This window comes from Bradyrhizobium nivariense, assembly GCF_029846695.2.
Taxonomy (GTDB): domain Bacteria; phylum Pseudomonadota; class Alphaproteobacteria; order Rhizobiales; family Xanthobacteraceae; genus Bradyrhizobium.
In genome coordinates, this window is sequence record NZ_JARWCR020000072.1 from 12,397 (window position 1) to 31,945 (window position 19,549).

Consider the following 19,549-nt stretch of genomic DNA (forward strand, 5'->3'; position numbering starts at 1 on the left):
GGCGCGGCGCAGTTCCTTCGCGCCTAGAGAATAAGCCCGCCATCGACGACCAGTGTCTGGCCGATGATGTAGGACGACAGCGGCGATGCCAGGAAGAGCGCCGCGCCCGCCATGTCAGCCGGCGTGCCCAATCGCCGCAGCGGAATGCGTGAAAGTGCACCTTCGAGCCGCTTGGGATTGTCGGTCGTCACCTTGGTCATCTTGGTGTCGACGAGACCGGGCGCGATGCCGTTGACGCGGATGCCATCCTCGGCCCAGGCCTCGCCCAGTGTCCGCGTTAACCCGACCGCGCCGGTCTTCGACGCGTTGTAAGCGGGATTGCCCATGGTGGAATGATAGGCTGCGGTCGAGGACACCATGATCAGCGATCCCTGCGAGTCCCGCAGCATGGAATGAAACCGCGTGGCGCAGGCCATCAGGCTCATCAGATTGACCTCGACGACCTTGCGAAAGCCAGTCATCTCGAACTCGCCACGGCGATAGAGCACCGCGCCTTGCGCGAGCACCAGGATATCGAGCCGATCGAAGGACGGCTTGAACGCTTCGACCGCGCCGGCATTGCCGACGTCGAGCTGCGCGTAGGAGAGACCGGCGAGATCCGAGCCTTGCTCTTGCGAATATTCCTTCGCGTGAGCACGCGTGCCGCAGACCGCAACTCGCGCGCCCCTGACGCGAAAGGCTTGCGCAATACCATTGCCGATGCCGCTGGAGCCGCCGACGACCAGCACTTGCTTGCCTGAGAAATCGAGCTCGTTCGTCATCGCGGCCTCCCCGATTGTCTTGCTTGTTTGACCTGTCTGCGGATCGATGCCAGCCTTGTCAATCATAACAAGAACAAGCAGGGCGCGAGGAAGCAGCATGTCCGAATTCAAACAGCTCAGCCGCTCCGTGAAGGGTCTGACCGTTCTCGTCACCGGCGCGGCCAGCGGCATGGGGCGCGCGACGGCGCGGGTGTTCGCCGTTGACGGCGCGAACGTTGCCGTCACCGATTATGACGAGCAGGGCGCGCTAGCCGTCGCGAAGGAGATCGCGGCAGCCGGCGGAGCGGCGAAAGCCTGGAAGCTCGACGTCGCCGACGGCGGTGAGATCAAGCGCGTGGTCGGCGACGTCGCCGCGCATTTCGGCGGGCTCGACATCATCGTCAACAATGCCGGCATCTCCGTGCGCGCCGCGATCGACGACGAGGCCTATGAAGACGCCTGGGCCAGGAGCATCGCGGTGATGCTGACGGCGCATCCGCGCATCATCCGCGCCGCGCTGCCTCACTTACGCCAGTCGAAGAGCCCGCGCATCGTCAACATCGCCTCGACCGAGGCGCTCGGCGCCACCGCATTGCACAGCCCCTATTCGGCGGCGAAGGGCGGCGTCGCCAGCCTCACCCGCTCGCTCGCGGTGGAGCTCGGCCGCGAAGGCATCACCGTCAACTGCATCTGCCCGGGGCCGATCCGCACAGCCATCACCGACCGGATATCGGAAGAGCACAAGACGATCTACGCCAAACGCCGCACCGCATTAGGCCGCTACGGCGATCCCGAAGAGGTCGCGCACATGACGCTGAGCCTGTGCCTGCCGGCAGCGTCCTTCCTCACCGGCGCAGTCATCCCGGTCGACGGCGGCCTGATGGCGCGCAACGCGTGAGCGGCACCAAAGGTGCGTAGCCTGGATGGAGCGCAGCGCAATCCGGGGTTCTCACCTCGCGGGAAGACTCCCCGGATTACGCTTCGCTCCATCCGGGCTACGGGCAGCTATGCGCCCCCAGCGTTGACATCGTCTGTTACGGGAGTAACTTTTTCCTCGACAGAGCGGGACCAACCGCTCGCGGCTCGCGGGAGATAACGCCATGACGATCGCCATCCGGCAGCTTCAGACGCATTTTGTCGGCGAGGTTTCCGGCCTCGACCTGCGAAAGCCTCTCACCGAGGCCGAGGCGCGCGAGGTCGAAGCTGCCATGGACAAATATGCGGTGCTGGTCTTCCACGACCAGGACATCACCGACGAACAGCAGATGGCTTTTGCGCTGAATTTCGGCCAGCGCGAGGACGCGCGCGGCGGCACTGTCACGAAGGAAAAGGACTACCGGCTCCAATCGGGCCTGAACGACGTCTCCAATCTCGGCAAGGATGGCAAGCCGCTGGCGAAAGACAGCCGCGCGCACCTGTTCAACCTCGGCAATTGCCTGTGGCATTCCGACAGCTCGTTCCGCCCCATCCCGGCAAAATTCTCGCTGCTGTCGGCCCGCGTGCTCAACCCGAAGGGCGGCAACACCGAATTCGCCGACATGCGCGCGGCCTATGATGCGCTCGACGACGAGACCAAGGCGGAGATCGACGACCTCGTGTGCGAGCACTCGCTGATGTATTCGCGGGGATCGCTCGGCTTCACCGAATACACCGACGACGAGAAGCAGATGTTCAAGCCGGTGCTGCAACGTCTGGTGCGCACCCATCCCGGCCATCGCCGCAAGTCGCTCTATCTCTCATCGCATGCCGGCAAGATCGTCAGCATGAGCGTCCCCGAGGGAAGGCTGCTGCTGCGCGATCTCAACGAGCACGCGACGCAAGGCGAGTTCGTCTACGTCCACAAATGGAAGCTGCATGACCTCGTGATGTGGGACAACCGCCAGACCATGCACCGCGTCCGCCGCTACGACCAGTCGCAGCCCCGCGACATGCGCCGCGCAACGGTAGCGGGGACCGAGCCGACGGTGCAGCAGCAGGCGGCGGAGTAGGCGCTACTCAGCAATCGGTGTCATCGCCCGGCTTGACCGGGCGATCCAGTACTCCGAGACAGTTGTGATAGAGCCGATACGCTCCGGCGTACTGGATGCCCCGGTCAAGCCGGGGCATGACAGCGGAGGGTGATATACGACAGCAAGAGTGACACTACGCGTGGCCCGCCTCGTTCGAGAGCATGCCGGGATCGATGCCGATCTTGCGCAGCGCGCGTCCGTATTTTTCGTCGACGTCGTCGCCGAAGATCAATTCCGAATCCGCATCGCAATGCAACCAGCCATTGCTCTGGATTTCGGTCTCGAGCTGGCCCGGCGCCCAGCCGGCATAGCCGAGCGCGAGGATCGCGTGCTTGGGGCCGGAGCCGTTGGCGATCGCCCGCAGGATGTCGACAGTCGCGGTGAGACAGACGTCGTCGTCGATCCGGAGCGTCGCGTTCTCGATGTAGAAATCGCTGGAGTGCAGCACGAAGCCGCGGCCGGTATCGACCGGACCGCCGCGCAGCACCTTCATGCTTTCGGCATTCTCCGGCAGCTTGATGTGCTCGCCCTTCTTGATGATGCCGAGCTGCTGCAAGAGCTCGGGGAAGTCGATGCTGCCGGCCGGGTGGTTCACGATGATGCCCATGGCGCCTTCGGCGGAGTGGGCGCAGAGATAGATCACCGAGCGCTCGAAGCGCTCATCGCCCATCACCGGCATCGCGATCAGGAGGCGCCCGTCGAGGTAACCCGCCGAACTGGGGAACGCGGGGCCGGACTTGCGAGTGCTTTCGCCCGTTCTCTTGCCTGTGGGAGCCATCGGTCAAGCACTCCGGTTTCAATTCCTATCCTGATGTCGGGCCGGGCCGCTGTCAAATCAAGGCTTGCAGGATCTCGATTCAGGTGCATCCATCACAAGCAATTCAATGGTTTGCCCTGGGGTGACCCTGTAAAGACGTACCATGCTGACAAGAGTTCCACTGCATGCGGCGATTGGCGTCGCGACAACCCTGCTCGCGTCGTCGCTGGCGATTGCCGCCCGCGCCGACGACGCATCGCCCTGGCAGCGCGACGGACATTCCGCAGTGCGGTTGCTCGCGGGATCGCGCAGCGGCGCCGTCCTGCTCGGCGGTATCGCCTTCCAGATCCAGCCGGGCTGGAAAACCTATTGGCGCGTGCCGGGCGATTCCGGCGTTCCGCCGCGCTTCGACTTCTCGAAGTCGGACAATGTCGAAGCGGTGACGGTGATGTGGCCGGCGCCGCTGAAGTTCGACGACGGCGCGGGCGGCCATTCGATCGGCTATCACGACCAGATCGTGCTGCCTTTGCGCATCGTTCCCAAGGCGGCCGACAAGCCGGTGACGTTGCGCGCCGAGATCAATTACGCGGTGTGCGAAAAGCTCTGCATTCCCGTCGAGGCCCGCGCCGAGCTTGGCTTCAACAGCGTCGCCTCGACCGAGGACTCCAATCTGCGTGCAGCGCTCGACACCGTGCCCAAGCCTGCCGCTATCGGCGATCCCAACCCGCTCACAATCCGCGACGTCAAGCGTGACGGGCCCAAGAATGTGGTGGTCGACGTGGTCGCGCCGGATGGGCGCAACGTCAATCTGTTCGTGGAAGGACCGACGCCCGACTGGTCGCTGCCGATCCCGGCGCCGGTCGAGCCCAGCCCACCGGGCGTCAAGCGTTTCTCGTTCGAGCTCGACGGGCTGCCGCCGGGCGCCAAGCCCGACGGCGCAGCGCTGAAGTTCACGCTGGTCGGGCCGGAGAAGTCGTACGAGTTCAATACGAATTTGGAGTGACTGGTCGTCCTGGCGAAAGCCAGAACCCATTACCCCAGGAAGTAGTTTGGCGAAGATTCCTCGTTTGGAACTGCTACCCAGTCCCTCCTGATAGATCACGCGGTATGGGTCCTGGCGTTCGCCAGGACGACATCTTTGACCCAACCGAATCTTAACGAATGGTTGCTAATTCCCAAGGCTACCGCACAAGCCTGCCGCAGCATGCGCGTGCGCGCCTTGGGGATCCTTCGAATTGGCCGTGATGGATGCAGAACCCGCAACGACCGGACCTGCCGGCCTCATCGCGCGGTTGCGCGAAAAGTTGACGGGCGGGTCGAGCGAGGCATCGCTGACGCGGCGGCTGGCCGGCACCATCTTCGTCATTCGCGTGATCAGCGCCGGCCTTGCCTATTTTTCGCAAGTGCTGCTCGCGCGCTGGATGGGGACGTCGGACTACGGCGTCTATGTCTATGTCTGGACCTGGGTGCTGCTGCTCGGCAGCATGATGGATTTTGGCATCTCGGCCTCGGCGCAAAAGATCATTCCGGAATACCGCACCCGAGGCGAGCATGCGCTGCTGCGCGGCTTTCTCTCCGGCAGCCGATGGCTGACCTTTGCGGTGTCGACGCTGGTGTCGCTTGGCCTCGCCGGCATCGTCAAGCTGCTGTCGCCCTGGATCGATCCGGCCGAGGTGCTGCCGCTCTATATCGGCTGCATGACGCTGCCCGCTTTCGTCGTCGCCAACACCCAGGACGGCATCGCGCGCTCGCATGACTGGATGCAGCTCGGCCTGATGCCGCAATTCATCATCCGCCAGGCGCTGATCATCGGCATCACGGCCTGCGCCTTCCTGCTCGGCTATCATCTCGGCGCGGTCGCCGCGATGGTCGCGAGCGCCGGCGCAGTGTGGATCGCGATGACCGGCCAGATGGCGGTGCTGAACCGCAAGCTCGCCGATCACATCGAGCCGGGCCCCAAGGCCTATGACATCGGCGGCTGGCTCGCCGTCTCGCTGCCGATCCTGCTGGTCGAAAGCTTCTACCTGCTCTTGTCCTATACCGACGTGCTGGTGCTTCAGCAATTCCGCCCCTCCGACGAGGTCGGCGTCTATTTCGCGGTGGTGAAGACGCTGGCGCTGGTCTCCTTCATCCACTACGCGATGTCGGCGACGACCGCGCATCGCTTCGCCGAATACAACGCCGCTGGCGACAAGGCGCGGCTGTCGGCTTACGTGGCGCATGCCATCAACTGGACGTTCTGGCCGTCGCTGGCGGCGACGATCGTGCTGCTCGCGCTCGGCAAGCCGCTGCTCTGGCTGTTCGGACCGCAATTCGTGGTCGGCTACGACATCATGTTCGTCGCCGCGATCGGCCTCGTGGTCCGTGCCGCGATCGGCCCGGTCGAACGGCTGCTCAACATGCTCGGCCAGCAGAAGATCTGCGCGCTGGCCTATGCGCTGGCCTTTGTGATGAACCTGGTGCTCTGCATCGCGCTGGTGCCGCGCTTCGGCGGCCACGGCGCTGCGGCCGCGACCTCGATCTCGCTCAGTTTCGAGACGGTGCTTCTGTTCTGGATCGTGCGACAGCGGCTCGGATTGCACGTGCTGGCGTTTGGGAAATAGGCGCTTCCCACCCGCCCTCGCATGCTGCCCTCGGGGGAACGGCTGCTTCGAAGCGCGCCCGGGGACAAAGCGAAATGCCTACCTACCACCACCCAAGCAGCACGATTTTTCTTATTGCTCCCAAGCGGTTGCGCCTTAGGGGAAATTTATTCTACGTCATATTGCCCAACTGACGAGATAAACCTAAGATTCCCTGGACATGATCGATCCACTCTACGTCGCCTCCGGTTTCGGCGTCGGCCTGCTGGTCGGGATGACCGGCGTCGGCGGCGGCTCGTTGATGACGCCGCTGCTGATCCTGCTGTTCGGGATTCATCCATCGACCGCGGTCGGCACCGACCTGCTCTATGCCGCCGCCACCAAGACCGGCGGCAGCGTGGTGCATGGCTGGTCGCGCAGCGTGCACTGGCCGGCGGTGCTGCGGCTCGCCTGCGGCAGCCTTCCCGCGAGCGCGCTGACGCTGCTCGTGCTGTGGAAGCTCGACCTCAAGAGCGATTCCGAGCGCGGCCTGGTCAATCTGGTGTTGTGCTTCGCGCTGCTGCTGACCGCGACCTCGCTGATCTTCCGCAAGGCGATCATGGAGCGTTACCGTCGGCGCCTGGTGCAGGTCGATGACCGCACCACGGCGATCGCGACGGTCGTCACCGGAATCGTGCTCGGTGTGCTGGTCTCGATTTCATCGGTCGGCGCCGGCGCGGTCGGCGTCACTGTTCTGCTGCTGCTCTATCCGCGCCTGCCGATGGCGACCATCGTCGGCTCCGACATCGCCCATGCGGTCCCGCTGACGCTGATCGCCGGAATGGGGCACTGGGCGCTTGGCGACGTGGATTGGGCGCTGATGGGCGTGCTGCTGTTGGGCTCGCTGCCCGGCATCATCGTCGGCAGCTTCAGCGCGACGCGCGTGCCCGAGACGGTGCTGCGCCTGACACTTGCCAGCGTGCTGTTCGTGGTCGCCGGCAAGATCATGTTCGCGGAGCTGAACCTGTCCTCGGCGTTCGTGACGGCGCTGGCCTGGACACACTGAACGGAAAACAGCCGCACCATTCGCGCTGTCATCGCCCGGCCTTGACCGGGCGATCCAGTACTCCGAGACGGCTGTGGTTGTGCCGAGACGCCGCGGCGTACTGGATGCCCCGGTCAAGCCGGGGCATGACGAAGAGCGCTGTTACTCCGCGGTCCAGCCGCCGTCGATCGACAGGTTGGTGCCGGTGATCTGCGCGGCATCGTCGCCGCACAGGAACAGCGCGAGTGCTGCGACCTGCTCGGAGGTGACGAACTCCTTGGTCGGCTGCGCATCGAGCAGCACGTCGTTGATGACCTGCTCGCGCGTGAGGCTGCGCGCCTTCATCGTGTCGGGGATCTGCTTCTCCACCAGCGGCGTCCAGACATAGCCGGGGCTGATGCAGTTGCAGGTGATCTTGTTGGTCGCGACCTCGAGCGCCACGGTCTTGGTCAGGCCGGCGATGCCGTGCTTGGCCGATACATAGGCCGACTTGAAGGGCGAGGCGACCAGCGAGTGTGCGGAGGCGGTATTGATGATGCGGCCCCAGCCCTTCTTCTTCATGCCGGGGACGGCGGCGCGGATGGCATGGAAGGCCGAGGACAGGTTGATCGCGATGATCTGGTCCCACTTCTCCGGCGGGAATTCCTCGATCGGCGAGACGAACTGGATGCCAGCATTGTTGACGAGGATGTCGACCGAACCAAAACTCTTCTCGCCGAGCGCGATCATCCCGGCGATCTCGGCCGGCTTGGTCATATCGGCAGGCGAATAGATCGCCTTCACGCCGAAATCGGACTCGATCTTGGCGCGCTCCTTCTCGATATCCTCCGGCGAGCCGAACCCGTTGATGACGACATTGGCGCCGGCGGCAGCGAAGGCGCGCGCATAAGCGAGCCCGATGCCGCTGGTCGATCCGGTCACGACGGCGTTCTTGCCTGACAGACTACCCATATTATTCGCTCCTTTTTGGCGGGGGCGCGGTGACGTCCCCCGTGAGATCGTAGGTCACCATGGTCTCGCCGGATTGTGGCCGCTCGAGCCAGTCCTTGTGGCGCATCGACAGATGCACGTCGCGCACGCCGGCTTCCCAATGCTCGACCATGCCGACATGCGAGAAGTCGTAATCCTTGGACGAGGATTCGTAGTTCTTGCTGCGATAGATCAGGTGCACCACGGTGACCGTGCTTTCGCGCGACACCTTGGCGAGGAATTCGACGGACGGGTCGTTCTTCAGATAGTCCGGCAATTTGCCGATCAGGTCGCGCACCGCCCTGCGGGCATTGTGGATCTGCTTGTTCTTGTCGGTGTTCATCCGCGTGCGGCTGGAGAAGCGGATGTCCTTCTCGCGCTCGGTGGCCTCGAGCAGCGAGGTCGGCAGATCGCCGCGGGCGCTGAACAGATCGACCTGGAAAATCAGGAGGTCGCGGTCGACCTCCGCGTCCAGCACGTAGTCGAGCGGCGTGTTGGAGGCGATGCCGCCGTCCCAATAATGCTCGCCGTCGATCACGACGGACGGAAAGCCGGGCGGCAGCGCGCCGGAGGCCATGATGTGCTCGGGGCCGATTTTTTTGCCGAGCTTCCTGAACTCGAAATTGTCGAAATATTTGAAGTTGCCGGAGGCGACGCCGACCGCACCGACCGACAGCCGCGTCTTCAAGTCGTTGATGCGGTCGAAATCGACCAGACGCTCCAGCGTCTTCTTCAGCGGCGCGGTGTCGTAATAGCTCTCGGCCTGCGGGCTGCCGGGCGGCCAGAGCGGCGCGGGCGGAATGCGCGGCGTGAAGAAACCGGGCACGCCGAAGGTCGCGATCAGTGCGGCGCTGGTCGAATTGAACAGCTCGCGGCTGTGATCGCTCTTGCCGATCGGCTTCCACGGCACCGGCGCGGAGACCATCTCCCAGAATTCCTTGAGCCGCTTGACGCGCGTCTGCCCTTCGTTGCCGGCGATGATCGCGGCGTTGATCGCGCCGATCGAGATGCCGGCGACCCATTCCGGCTCGAAGCCGGCGTGGCAGAGCGACTGATAGGCGCCGGCCTGATAGGAGCCGAGCGCGCCGCCGCCCTGGAGAACCAGGACGCGTTGCGCGTTCGCGGGGACTGTTGCGACTTCCGGGCTATGATCTGTCATGCGGGAACAATAGCAAAAGGCGAGCCACCGTGGCGACAGTTTCGCCGCGGCGTCAATGCATCCCGGGATCAAGTCTGGCTTATCGGGGGTCGGTCGAGGCCAGGATCATGGTCCAGAACACCTTGTATTTGGTGCCGGGAGCATAGCCCGCCGCTATGCCCAATTTTGTGACACCGCTCTTGAGCATGTTGGCGCGGTGCGGGGGCGAGTCGCGCCAGCCGGAAAACGCTTCCGCCAGCGTATGATAGCCGGCCGAGACGTTCTCGACCGCAACCGTCGCCGGATAGCTGCCGGCGCTGAGGCGCTTGGCCAGCGGCGCGCGGACGTCATGGTCCATCTTGTTGGCCGCTGCCATGGCCTGGGACTGGGAATCGGCGAGCCGCATCAGATCGGGGTCGATCACGACGGTGCCGAGCCCGTTGTTCTGGCGGTATTGCGAGATCATGATCGCAGCCGCCTGCGCATCGAGCTTGGAGCCCGGGACCGCCATATCGGCATACATCGAGGGCTGCTGGACCGGCGCTTCGTTGCCGGCGCAGCCGGCGAGCAGCAAAGTGATTGATATCGCGGCCGCGGCGCGCATGAACAGGAGCCCCCAAATCAGGGGCCGTTGTTGCATACCAACCGTGGCTGAAAGGTGAATTTTGAGGAAGATTTGAGCTTTTGGCCGAGGCGCCTAGCCCGCAAATATCCGGTAGCGGCGGGGCTCCAGGCCAATCCTGTCGCCGGTGCGCAGTTCCCTGTTGCGGGGAGCGTCGATCTCGATGGTCTCGCCGCCTGACAGGGCCACTTCGGCCCGCTGCACGGGGCCGAAATTCCGGACATGCTGCACAGCGCCCTCGAAGGCACCACTGCCGGGCGGGCCAACCAGCATATCGTGTCGCCGCACGAACAGTCTTGACGCGCCAGGCGCATGCCCGTCTGCCGCGAGCCGAAGCGGCCGGTCACCGAGCCTGACGACGCCGCCTTCGATGTGGACCGGCAGCTCGATGGATTCGCCGATGAAGCCGTGGACGAAGGCGGTCGCCGGGCTCTCATAGACATCGTCGGGCGAGCCGATCTGCTCGATCCTGCCCTTGTCCATCACCACGACGCGGTTGGCAACTTCCAGCGCCTCCTCCTGGTCATGGGTGACGAAGATCGAGGTGACGTTGATCTCGTGGTGCAGCGAGCGCAGCCATCTGCGCAGCTCCTTGCGCACCTTGGCGTCGAGCGCGCCGAAGGGCTCGTCGAGCAGCAGGATGCGCGGCTCGATCGCGAGCGCACGGGCGAGTGCGATGCGCTGGCGCTGGCCGCCCGAGAGCTGGCTCGGATAGCGGTCGGCAAGCCAGTCGAGCTGCACGAGATCGAGCAGCTCCTTGACGCGCGCACGAATGGTGGACTCGTCCTTCCGGATCGCGCGCGGCTGCACGCGCAGGCCGAAGGCGACGTTCTCGAACACCGTCATGTGGCGGAACAGCGCGTAGTGCTGGAACACGAAGCCGACGTGACGCTCGCGCGCGCCCCGCGCCAGCGCGTCCTCGCCGTTGAAGGCGACTTCACCGGAATCAGGCCAGTCGAGGCCGGCGATGATGCGCAGCAGCGTGGTCTTGCCGGAGCCGGAGGGGCCGAGCAGCGCCAGCAGCTCGCCGTTGTCGACCTTGAGGTCGACGCCGTCGAGGGCTGCGAAGCTGCCGAATTTCTTGACGAGATTCCTGACTTCAATGGTCACGGCGGTCGTGTCCTTCGTCCAGATGGCGTTCGAGAACGGTCTTGGCGATCAACGTGATCAGCGCCAGCATCGCGAGCAGCGAGGCGATCGCGAACGCTGCGACGAACTGGTATTCGTTGTAGAGGATCTCGACCAGCAGCGGCATGGTGTTGGTCTCGCCGCGGATATGGCCGGAGACGACGGACACCGCGCCGAACTCGCCCATCGCGCGCGCATTGCAGAGCAGGACGCCATAGAGCACGCCCCATTTGATGTTGGGCAGCGTGACGCGGAAGAAGGTCTGCAAGCCCGAGGCGCCGAGCGAGACCGCGGCCTCCTCCTCCTGCGTGCCCTGCTCCTGCATCAGCGGGATCAGCGCGCGCGCCACGAAGGGGAAGGTCACGAAGGTGGTCGCGAGCGCGATGCCCGGCACCGCGAACAGGATCTGGATGTCGTGATCGCGCAGCCAGCTCCCGAAATAGCCCTGCGCGCCGAACAGCAGCACGAAGACGAGACCCGAGATCACCGGGCTCACCGAGAACGGCAGGTCGATCAGCGTGATCAGAAAGGTCTTGCCCCTGAACTCGAACTTCGCGATGGCCCAGGCCGCGACGAGACCGAACACGAGGTTGAGGCCGACCGAGATCGCCGCCACCACCAGTGTCAGCTTGATCGCGGACAACGCCTCCGGGTCGGCCAGCGCGGCGAGATAAGCGAGGATTCCCTTCGAGAAGGCCTGCGCGAACACGACCACCAGCGGCAGCACAACGAAGACGCTGAGGAAGATCATCGCCAGCACGATGATAGTGATGCGGACCGCGCGCGGTTCGGTGCGAAGGTTGTTCTGCGCGGCCGCCGCATGCGCGCGTGCCCTGGCGTCGGGGGCCGAGAGTGAGACGGACTCTGCGATCTGCATCGTCATGATCCGCCCTCAGCCGCCGGGATCCGGCTCTGCGCCCAGCGCTGGAGCCGGTTAACGGCAAAGATGATGACGAAGGACACTATGAGCATGACCACCGCGATGGCGGTCGCGTCGGCATAGCGAAACTCCGACAGCCGGATCACGATCAGGAGCGGCGCGATCTCGGAGACGTTCGGCAGATTGCCGGCGATGAAGATGACCGAGCCGTACTCGCCGACGGCGCGGGCGAAGGCGAGCGCGAGCCCGGTGAGCAGCGCCGGCCCGAGCGAGGGCAGGATCACGCGAATGATGGTCTGCCAGCGGCTGGCGCCAAGGCTGCCCGCCGCCTCCTCGATCTCGGGGTCGAGATCCTGGAGCACCGGCTGCACCGTGCGCACCACGAACGGGATGCCGATGAAGATCATGGCGACGAAGATGCCGACCGGCGTGAACGCCACCTTGATACCGGCCGCCGCAAGCGGCGCGCCGAGCCAGCCCTTCTCGGCGAACAACGCGGTCAGCGCGACGCCGGCAACCGCCGTCGGCAACGCAAAGGGCACGTCGACGATGGCATCGAACAGCCGCCTTCCGGGGAAGCGGTAACGCACCAGCGCCCAGACGATGATGCTGCCCATCACCAGGTTGACGCAGGCGGCGGCAAAGGCGAGGCCGAAGGACACGCGCAAGGCATTCAGGGTGCGACGGCTGGAGAGGATGTTCCAGAACTGCTCGGGACTGAGCTCGAGCGATTTCAGGAACAGGCCGGCGAGCGGAATCAGGATGATGATCGACAGCCAGGAAAGCGTCAGCCCCATCGTGAGACCGAAGCCCGGCAATGTCCGGCGTCGTGCTGCGATTGCGCTCACCAGGCCCCCTGCTTAAGCCCCTCCGACAGCGCCCGATCAGTTCTTGTAGATCTGATCGAAGACGCCGCCGTCGGCAAAATGTTCCTTCTGGGCCTTGGTCCAGCCGCCGAAAAATTCGTCGATCGTGAACAGCTCGACCTTTGCGAAGGCGTTTTCATATTTTTTGGCGGTCTCGGGATCGCGCGGACGATAGAAGTTGCGCGCCGCGATTTCCTGACCTTCCTTGGTGTACCAGTATTGCAGGTAGGCATCGGCGACGCTGCGGGTGCCTTTTTTATCGGCAACCTTGTCGATGATCGTCACCGGCGGTTCCGCCAGGATCGAGAGCGGCGGCGCCACGATCTCGAATTTCTCCGGGCCGAATTCCTTCAGCGCCAGGTACGCCTCGTTCTCCCAGGCGAGCAGCACGTCGCCGACGCCGCGCTCGACGAAAGTCACGGTTGCACCGCGCGCGCCGGTGTCGAGCACCGGCACCTGCTGATACAATTTGCCGATGAAGTCCTTGGCCTTGTCTGCCGAGCCGTATTTCTTCTGCGCAAAGCCCCAGGCCGCCAGATAATTCCAGCGCGCGCCACCCGACGTCTTCGGGTTCGGCGTGATCACGCCGACGCCCGGCTTGAGCAGATCGTCCCAATCCTTGATGCTCTTCGGATTGCCCTTGCGGACCAGAAACACGATGGTCGAGGTGTAGGGCGATGAATTCTGCGGCAACCGCTTCTGCCAGTCAGCGGCCGTGAGGCCCTTGCCCGCGATGGCGTCGATGTCGTAGGCGAGCGCAAGCGTCACCACGTCGGCCTGCAATCCGTCGATCACGGCGCGCGCCTGCGAACCGCTGCCGCCATGCGACTGCTTGATCTCGACGCTCTTGCCGGTTTCCTTCTGATAGGCATTCGCGAACGCCTTGTTGAACTCGGCATAGAGCTCACGCGTCGGATCGTACGATACGTTCAGCAGATTGATGTCAGCGGCGAGAGCCGAGCTTGCCAACAAGCCTGTCACGAGCAGTCCTGCGGCGAGCGGAACGATACGGCGCATCATGTCCATCTCCATTCACTTCGATGACGTCGATGTCAGCGAAGACCTGCAGGCATAACTCGGGTCGAAACGCGCTTAAGTCAACGGAACCGGATTTTCTTGTTCGTAGCCGGGCAGCGTGACCATGCTATGAAGTCTTCATCGTGTGGATGCCGCATTCCGTCTTGGCCCGGCCGCGCCAGCGACCGGCACGCTCATCCTCGCCTTCGGCCGTTCTGCTCGTGCAAGGCATACACCCAACCGACAGGAAACCGGACTCCACGAGAGGATGACGCGGCAATTTGGCGCGGGCGAAAATCGCCTCGAGTTCCTCGCGCGAGACATTGGCGAAGGGATTGAACTTCAACCGAGCGCCGTCGTCCTCGACCACCGGAATATCGGCGCGCGAGCTGCCCTGGAAGCGCTTGCGGCCGTTGAGCCAGGCGTCGAATGGTTTCAGCGCACGCGCCAGCGGCTCGACCTTGCGGATACGGCAGCAAGCGTCGGGATCGGAGAACCAGAGGTCGCGGTCGGGATCTTCGCGCGACAGCGTCTCCTCGGCAGGCCTGATCGAGCGGACGTCCTTCAGGCCCAGCGTCGCGATCAGCGTATCGCGATAGGCCAGCGTCTCCTCGAACAGCCAGCCGGTGTCGAGGAAGATCACGGGGATCGCCGGATCGACGTCGGCCATGACCTTCAGCAGCGTCGCCGATTCCGTACCGAACGACGACACCAGCGCGAGCTTCTCGCGCCCGACCGTCTTCAGCGCAGCGGCGATAATTTCCGCGGGCGAGGCATCGCGCAAGGCACGATCGAGTTCATCCGCCGACGGCAGCGCAGAGACGGAAATCGAAGAAACTGGAGGCGCGATTGCGTTCACGTGCCGACCCCTTCGGAGTGACGCAGCTGCATGCGCCGGTGCAGCGCCGTAATGCGGCCGTCGCCGGTGGGCTGGTAGAATACCGAATAGCGCTTCGCGGTCTCCATGAAGGCTTCCGCGTCGGCCTGCTTCTTGACGTCGAAGGAATCGAAACCGGCGCGCAACATGAACACGAACTGGTCGCGCAGGATCTGGCCCGTCGCACGCAATTCGCCGCGGTAATTGTAGCGCTCGCGCAGCAGCCGCGCCTGGCTGTAGGCGCGTCCGTCGCGGAAGGTCGGGAACACCAGTGCGACGACGGCGATCTTGCCGAGATAGGGCACCAGCTCGGCGATGTCGCGATTGTTCGGCCAGATCACGCCGACCTTGCCGGTCCGCTTGAGCAACGCATCGGCCTCGCCGACGAAGCGCTCGGCCGGCACCAGGACGTCGCCGCCCTCGGGCAGCGGCGTGTCGACGGCGAGCTTGACGAAGCTGTCGTCGACGATTTTTCCGCCGTTAACGAGTGGCATAGACGCGCTCCTTGAAGGGTTCGACGCCGAGGCGTTTTACGGTGTCCATGAACAGCTCCTCCGGCCGCTCGCGCAGCGCCAGATAGGCCTCCACGATGTCCTCGACGACGTCGGCGACCTCGTCGAACTTGACGCCGGGGCCGATCAGATTGCCGAGTGCGGCGCTCTCGTCGGCGCGCCCGCCGATGGTGATCTGATAGACCTCCTCGCCGTTCTTCTCGACGCCGAGAATGCCGATATGCCCGACATGATGATGGCCGCAGGCATTGATGCAGCCGGAGATGTTGATGTGGAGGCGGCCGATCAGATTGGCGAGCTCGTGATTGGCGAAGCGCCGCGTCAATTCCTGCGCGATCGGGATCGAGCGCGCGTTCGCCAGCGAACAATAGTCGAGACCCGGACAGGCGATGATGTCGGTGATCAGATTGACGTTCGGCGTTGCCAGCCCGAGCTTGTCGAGCGCCTTCCACAGCGCCGGCAGGTCGCGCTTGGCGACGTGCGGCAAAGCGAGGTTCTGCTCGTGGCCGACGCGGATCTCACCGAAGGAATATCTGTCGGCGAGATCGGCCAGCGCGTCCATCTGCTCGGCGGTGGCATCGCCCGGAGGCGCGCCGATCGGCTTCAGCGAGATCGTGACGATGGAATAGCCCTGGACCTTGTGCGGGGCCACCGAGTTCTTGCGCCATGCCTCGAAATCGGGATCGGCCGCGGCCTGGCGCAGCTGGTCCGGATTGTGCGGCAGCTTCTCGTAGGAAGGATAGGCGAAGCGCGAGCGGATGTCCCCGATCACCTCGTCGTCGATCTGGAGCGAGGAGTTGCGGATATGCTGCCACTCCTCCTCGACCTCGCGCGAGAACTTCTCGATGCCGAGCTCGTGCACCAGGATCTTGATGCGCGCCTTGTAGATGTTGTCGCGGCGGCCGTACTGGTTGTAGACCCGCAGGATCGCCTCGATGTAGCTGAGGATGTCGCGGCCGTGGACGAAATGCTTGATGGTCTTGCCGATGAACGGCGTGCGGCCGAGCCCGCCGCCGACCAGCACCTCGAAGCCGGTCTCGCCCTTCTCGTTCTTGATCAGCTTCAGCCCGATGTCGTGGATCTTGATCGCGGCGCGGTCGTGGTCCGACGCGGTGATCGCGATCTTGAACTTGCGCGGCAGGAACGAGAATTCCGGATGCAGCGTTGTGTGCTGGCGGATCAGCTCCGACCAGATGCGGGGATCCTCGATCTCGCCGGGCGCGACGCCGGCCCACTGGTCCGAGGTGACGTTGCGCATGTTGTTGCCGGAGGTTTGCATCGCATGGATGCCGACCTCGGCGAGATCGGCCAGCGCATCCGGCAATTCGGCAAGCTTGATCCAGTTGAACTGGATGTTCTGCCGCGTGGTGAAATGGCCGTAGCCGCGGTCGTATTTGCGCGCGACGTGGGCGAGTGCGCGCAACTGGTTCGACGCCAGCGTCCCGTAGGGGATCGCGACGCGGAACATGTAGGCGTGCAGTTGCAGATAGACGCCGTTCTGAAGCCGCAGGATCTTGAACTCGTCCTCGGTGAGCTCGCCGGAGAGGCGGCGCTTCACCTGGTCGCGGAACTCCGAGACGCGCTCGTTGACGAGCGTGCGGTCGATTTCGTCGTAAGCGTACATGAGAGAATGCCTTAAACCTGGACCGGCTGTCCGATGGTCACGCCGGTGCGACGGATCTGTTCGCGCAGATTGCCGGGTTCGATCTTGCCGTCCGCACCGACCTGTACCGGCGCGATATAGGGACCGATCGCGCCGACGTCATCGGCAACGGACTCCGCAAGCAACGCTTTCGCCTCGTCGGAGTTGCGCACGATCGCGGCTTCCGACAGGTCCGCGGACCAGCTCTTGGCGGCGGTGCGGTAAACCACGATACCGTCCCAGGTGCGGTTGGCGGTCACGACCGAGGGGCCGGCGATTTTGATCTTCTTCTGTTCAAGCGGGGAGGTCATTCGGCTGCATCCAATAGGTCAGAGATGATTTGTTTTGGGGTTTGGCGGCGAAGCGAGCCGGCATGCCGGACCACATCGCCGATGATGAGAATGGCGGGGCCGCCATTTGTCCGTCGCACCAGCTCGGGCAGGTCGCGTAGCGTGCCGATCGCGCCTTGCGCATCGGGACGCGTGACGCGGGCGAACACGCCGACCGGCGTCTCCGGCGAACGGCCGGCGGCAAAGAGGCCGGCGCGTATGGCGGGCGCGGCGGTCATGCCCATGTAGACCACGACGGTCATTTTGGTGTCGGTGAGCGTCGACCAGTCCACTGTCTCCGCGTCGCGCGCCTTGTGCGCGGTGAGGAAGGTGATGCGGGTCGCTTCATGACGGTAGGTGAGCGGCACCTCGAAATCGGCGGCACCGCCGAGCCCTGCGGTGATGCCGGGAATGATCGAATAGGCAACGCCGGCTGCACGCAGGGCTTCGACTTCTTCGCCGCCGCGGCCGAACACGAAGGGATCGCCGCCCTTCAGCCGCACCACGCGCTGGCCGGATTCGGCGGCCGCGATCATGCGCTTGTTGATCGCGTCCTGCCCGATGCCGGGCTTGCCGACGCGGCGGCCGACCGGCACGCGCGTGGTGTCACGACGGATGCGGTCGAGAATTTCAGGCGAAACAAGTTCGTCGTGGAAGACGATATCGGCGTCCTGGAGCGCGCGCAGCGCCTTGATGGTGAGCAAATCCGGATCGCCGGGCCCTGCACCGACGAGCGCGACGGAGCCTTCCGGCTGGTCGGCCCGTGCGAACGCGGATGGATCGGAGATCGCCTTGAGCGCCGCGTCCGCCTCGCCTTTGCGGCCGGCCAGAACGGCGGCGCCGATTGGGCCGTCGATGACGCGCTCCCAGAAGCGGCGGCGCAGCGGAAACTCGGCAATACGTTCGTTGATGGATTTGCGGAAGCCGCCGATGAACTCGGCGAGCTCGCCGATGCGCGCCGGCAGCAGCGCCTCGATCTTCTCACGGACGCGCCGCGCCACCACCGGCGACGTGCCGCCAGTGCCGACGGCGACCACGACATCACCGCGATCGACGATCGCCGGGAAGATGAAGCTGGAATGTTCGAGATCGTCCATGACGTTGACGGGCAGGCCGAGCGCCTTGGCGCGGACCGACATCGCAACGCCGACATCGCCGGCGCCGGCGCAAACGATGGCGATGATTCCTGAGAGATCGGCTGTGAGCGGATCGCCGGCCGCGATGTCGATACGCATCGCGTCCGCGGAGCTCAGACCCAGGTCCTGATTGCCGTCGATCGCATGCACGCGAATGCGCGCACCGGCAGCGGCGAGCACGCGCAACTTGGCGCGCAAAAGCTCGCCCGCGCCGATGAGGACCACCGGACCGGTCTTGAGATCGAGAAACACCGGCAAGAACCGCATGCGATACTCGCTTCCCCCACATCCGGGGTTGACTGGAATTATTTTCTATATATGTGTCGTTTCGAGCGCGCAAAGAGAAATTTTTTTCTTCTCCTCCGCACCGCAACTATAGAATTTTCGCCTCCAAACGCAAAGTGGCAGAGATGCATCTTCTCAAGGACGATTCCGCTGCAAATGGACTGAGCAGTCCCGCTCTCGCCGAGCGTAAGCCCGCCCGAGAATTTTCTGCTGACCTTGCCCCGAGCATGGACCATCTCGACCAGCTCGAAGCCCAGAGCATCTATATCTTCCGCGAAGCCTTCGGCCGCCTCAAGAAGATCGCCCTGCTGTGGTCGCTCGGCAAGGACTCCAATGTCATGATCTGGCTGGCACGCAAGGCCTTCTTCGGCCGCCTGCCGTTCCCGGCTCTCCATGTCGACACCGGCAAGAAGTTTCCGGAGATGTATCGGTTCCGCGATCACTACGGCAAGGAGTGGGATCTCGATTTGCGTGTGGAGCCCTGCCCGCCGATCGATGCCGTCGACCCAACGCTGCCGCCCGCCGCCCGTTCCGCCGCGCGCAAGACCGAGGGCCTCAAGATGGCACTCGGCAAATACGGTTTTGACGGCCTGATTGCCGGCATCCGCCGCGACGAGGAGGCGACGCGCGCCAAGGAGCGCGTGTTCTCGCCGCGCGGCTTGGAGGGCAATTGGGACGTGCGCGACCAGCCGCCGGAGTTCTGGGATCATTTCAACGCTTCGCCGCCGCAGGGCGCGCATTTGCGCATCCATCCGATTCTGCATTGGACCGAGTCCGATATCTGGGCCTACACCAAGCGCGAGAACATCCCGATCATCCCGCTCTACCTGTCGCAAAACGGCAAGCGCTATCGCTCGCTGGGCGATCAGGACATCACCAATCCGGTCGCTTCGACGGCGTCGAACATCGACGAGATCCTGATCGAGCTCGAGCAGACCAAGGTGCCGGAACGTGCCGGCCGTGCGCTCGACCACGAGACCGAGGACGCTTTCGAGCGCCTGCGCGTCGCCGGCTATCTCTGAAGGACGCGAGCGTC

20 protein-coding genes are annotated in these 19,549 nt (G+C 64.4%); 6 read left to right on the top strand and 14 right to left on the bottom strand.

Features of this window, described 5'->3' with window-relative positions; all coding sequences use genetic code 11:
- Positions 1-23 precede the first annotated feature (23 nt).
- On the bottom strand, positions 24-761 hold the full coding sequence (locus tag QCM77_RS37190; RefSeq protein ID WP_279662500.1) for an SDR family NAD(P)-dependent oxidoreductase: 738 nt from the start codon (positions 759-761) through the stop codon (positions 24-26).
- 97 nt (positions 762-858) lie between these two features.
- Between QCM77_RS37190 and QCM77_RS37195 the strand changes: the two genes are divergently transcribed.
- A complete protein-coding gene (locus tag QCM77_RS37195; RefSeq protein ID WP_279662499.1) occupies positions 859-1,638 on the top strand; it encodes an SDR family NAD(P)-dependent oxidoreductase in 780 nt (259 codons plus the stop codon).
- Between the two features lie 202 nt (positions 1,639-1,840).
- Positions 1,841-2,728: a TauD/TfdA dioxygenase family protein gene (locus QCM77_RS37200; protein WP_279662498.1), complete on the top strand. Its 888-nt coding sequence runs from the start codon at positions 1,841-1,843 to the stop codon at positions 2,726-2,728.
- Positions 2,729-2,882: 154 nt separating this feature from the next.
- On the opposite strand, the gene QCM77_RS37205 is transcribed toward QCM77_RS37200, so the two are convergent.
- Complete coding sequence (locus tag QCM77_RS37205; protein ID WP_280096242.1) at positions 2,883-3,527, bottom strand: YqgE/AlgH family protein; 645 nt, start codon at positions 3,525-3,527, stop codon at positions 2,883-2,885.
- Positions 3,528-3,669: 142 nt separating this feature from the next.
- On the opposite strand from QCM77_RS37205, the gene QCM77_RS37210 reads away from it, so the two are divergent.
- From QCM77_RS37210 to QCM77_RS37220, 3 genes are all read left to right on the top strand, one after another.
- A complete protein-coding gene (locus tag QCM77_RS37210; RefSeq protein ID WP_280096243.1) occupies positions 3,670-4,509 on the top strand; it encodes a protein-disulfide reductase DsbD domain-containing protein in 840 nt (279 codons plus the stop codon).
- A gap of 232 nt (positions 4,510-4,741) precedes the next feature.
- A complete protein-coding gene (locus QCM77_RS37215; protein WP_280096244.1) occupies positions 4,742-6,109 on the top strand; it encodes a flippase in 1,368 nt (455 codons plus the stop codon).
- 199 nt (positions 6,110-6,308) lie between these two features.
- The gene (locus tag QCM77_RS37220) at positions 6,309-7,133 is read left to right on the top strand and encodes a sulfite exporter TauE/SafE family protein (RefSeq protein WP_279689819.1); all 825 of its coding nucleotides are present in this window, start codon (positions 6,309-6,311) and stop codon (positions 7,131-7,133) included.
- A gap of 141 nt (positions 7,134-7,274) precedes the next feature.
- On the opposite strand, the gene QCM77_RS37225 is transcribed toward QCM77_RS37220, so the two are convergent.
- From QCM77_RS37225 to cysG, 12 genes are all read right to left on the bottom strand, one after another.
- Positions 7,275-8,063 (bottom strand): 3-hydroxybutyrate dehydrogenase, encoded by a 789-nt coding sequence (locus QCM77_RS37225; protein ID WP_279662493.1) that lies wholly within the window; start codon positions 8,061-8,063, stop codon positions 7,275-7,277.
- Between the two features lies 1 nt (position 8,064).
- Entirely contained in the window at positions 8,065-9,240 is a 1,176-nt protein-coding gene (locus QCM77_RS37230) for a DUF3734 domain-containing protein (protein ID WP_279662492.1), read from the bottom strand.
- Between the two features lie 79 nt (positions 9,241-9,319).
- The gene (locus tag QCM77_RS37235) at positions 9,320-9,823 is read right to left on the bottom strand and encodes a CAP domain-containing protein (RefSeq protein ID WP_279662491.1); all 504 of its coding nucleotides are present in this window, start codon (positions 9,821-9,823) and stop codon (positions 9,320-9,322) included.
- Positions 9,824-9,916: 93 nt separating this feature from the next.
- Positions 9,917-10,951 carry a sulfate/molybdate ABC transporter ATP-binding protein gene (locus QCM77_RS37240; RefSeq protein ID WP_280096245.1) on the bottom strand — a complete coding sequence of 345 codons (1,035 nt, stop codon included), beginning with the start codon at positions 10,949-10,951 and terminating at the stop codon, positions 9,917-9,919.
- The gene (cysW, locus tag QCM77_RS37245; protein ID WP_280096246.1) at positions 10,941-11,852 is read right to left on the bottom strand and encodes a sulfate ABC transporter permease subunit CysW; all 912 of its coding nucleotides are present in this window, start codon (positions 11,850-11,852) and stop codon (positions 10,941-10,943) included. The genes QCM77_RS37240 and cysW overlap by 11 nt, the downstream gene beginning before the upstream one ends.
- Entirely contained in the window at positions 11,849-12,697 is an 849-nt protein-coding gene (gene cysT, locus QCM77_RS37250; RefSeq protein WP_280096247.1) for a sulfate ABC transporter permease subunit CysT, read from the bottom strand. Before cysT ends, cysW begins: the two co-directional genes overlap by 4 nt.
- A gap of 36 nt (positions 12,698-12,733) precedes the next feature.
- Positions 12,734-13,747, bottom strand: a complete 1,014-nt coding sequence (locus tag QCM77_RS37255; protein WP_280096248.1) for a sulfate ABC transporter substrate-binding protein — start codon at positions 13,745-13,747, stop codon at positions 12,734-12,736.
- A 112-nt stretch (positions 13,748-13,859) separates the two neighbouring features.
- The gene (locus QCM77_RS37260; protein WP_279662486.1) at positions 13,860-14,591 is read right to left on the bottom strand and encodes a phosphoadenylyl-sulfate reductase; all 732 of its coding nucleotides are present in this window, start codon (positions 14,589-14,591) and stop codon (positions 13,860-13,862) included.
- Positions 14,588-15,103 carry a DUF934 domain-containing protein gene (locus tag QCM77_RS37265; protein WP_279689810.1) on the bottom strand — a complete coding sequence of 172 codons (516 nt, stop codon included), beginning with the start codon at positions 15,101-15,103 and terminating at the stop codon, positions 14,588-14,590. Before QCM77_RS37265 ends, QCM77_RS37260 begins: the two co-directional genes overlap by 4 nt.
- Positions 15,090-16,745 carry a nitrite/sulfite reductase gene (locus tag QCM77_RS37270; RefSeq protein WP_279662484.1) on the bottom strand — a complete coding sequence of 552 codons (1,656 nt, stop codon included), beginning with the start codon at positions 16,743-16,745 and terminating at the stop codon, positions 15,090-15,092. Before QCM77_RS37270 ends, QCM77_RS37265 begins: the two co-directional genes overlap by 14 nt.
- Positions 16,746-16,756: 11 nt before the next feature.
- Positions 16,757-17,074, bottom strand: coding sequence for a DUF2849 domain-containing protein (locus QCM77_RS37275; RefSeq protein WP_007605455.1), 318 nt, complete (start codon positions 17,072-17,074; stop codon positions 16,757-16,759).
- Positions 17,071-18,495: a siroheme synthase CysG gene (cysG, locus tag QCM77_RS37280; protein ID WP_280096249.1), complete on the bottom strand. Its 1,425-nt coding sequence runs from the start codon at positions 18,493-18,495 to the stop codon at positions 17,071-17,073. Before cysG ends, QCM77_RS37275 begins: the two co-directional genes overlap by 4 nt.
- A 245-nt stretch (positions 18,496-18,740) precedes the next feature.
- On the opposite strand from cysG, the gene cysD reads away from it, so the two are divergent.
- Positions 18,741-19,535 carry a sulfate adenylyltransferase subunit CysD gene (gene cysD / locus QCM77_RS37285; RefSeq protein WP_092032217.1) on the top strand — a complete coding sequence of 265 codons (795 nt, stop codon included), beginning with the start codon at positions 18,741-18,743 and terminating at the stop codon, positions 19,533-19,535.
- The last annotated feature ends 14 nt before the right edge of the window (positions 19,536-19,549 follow it).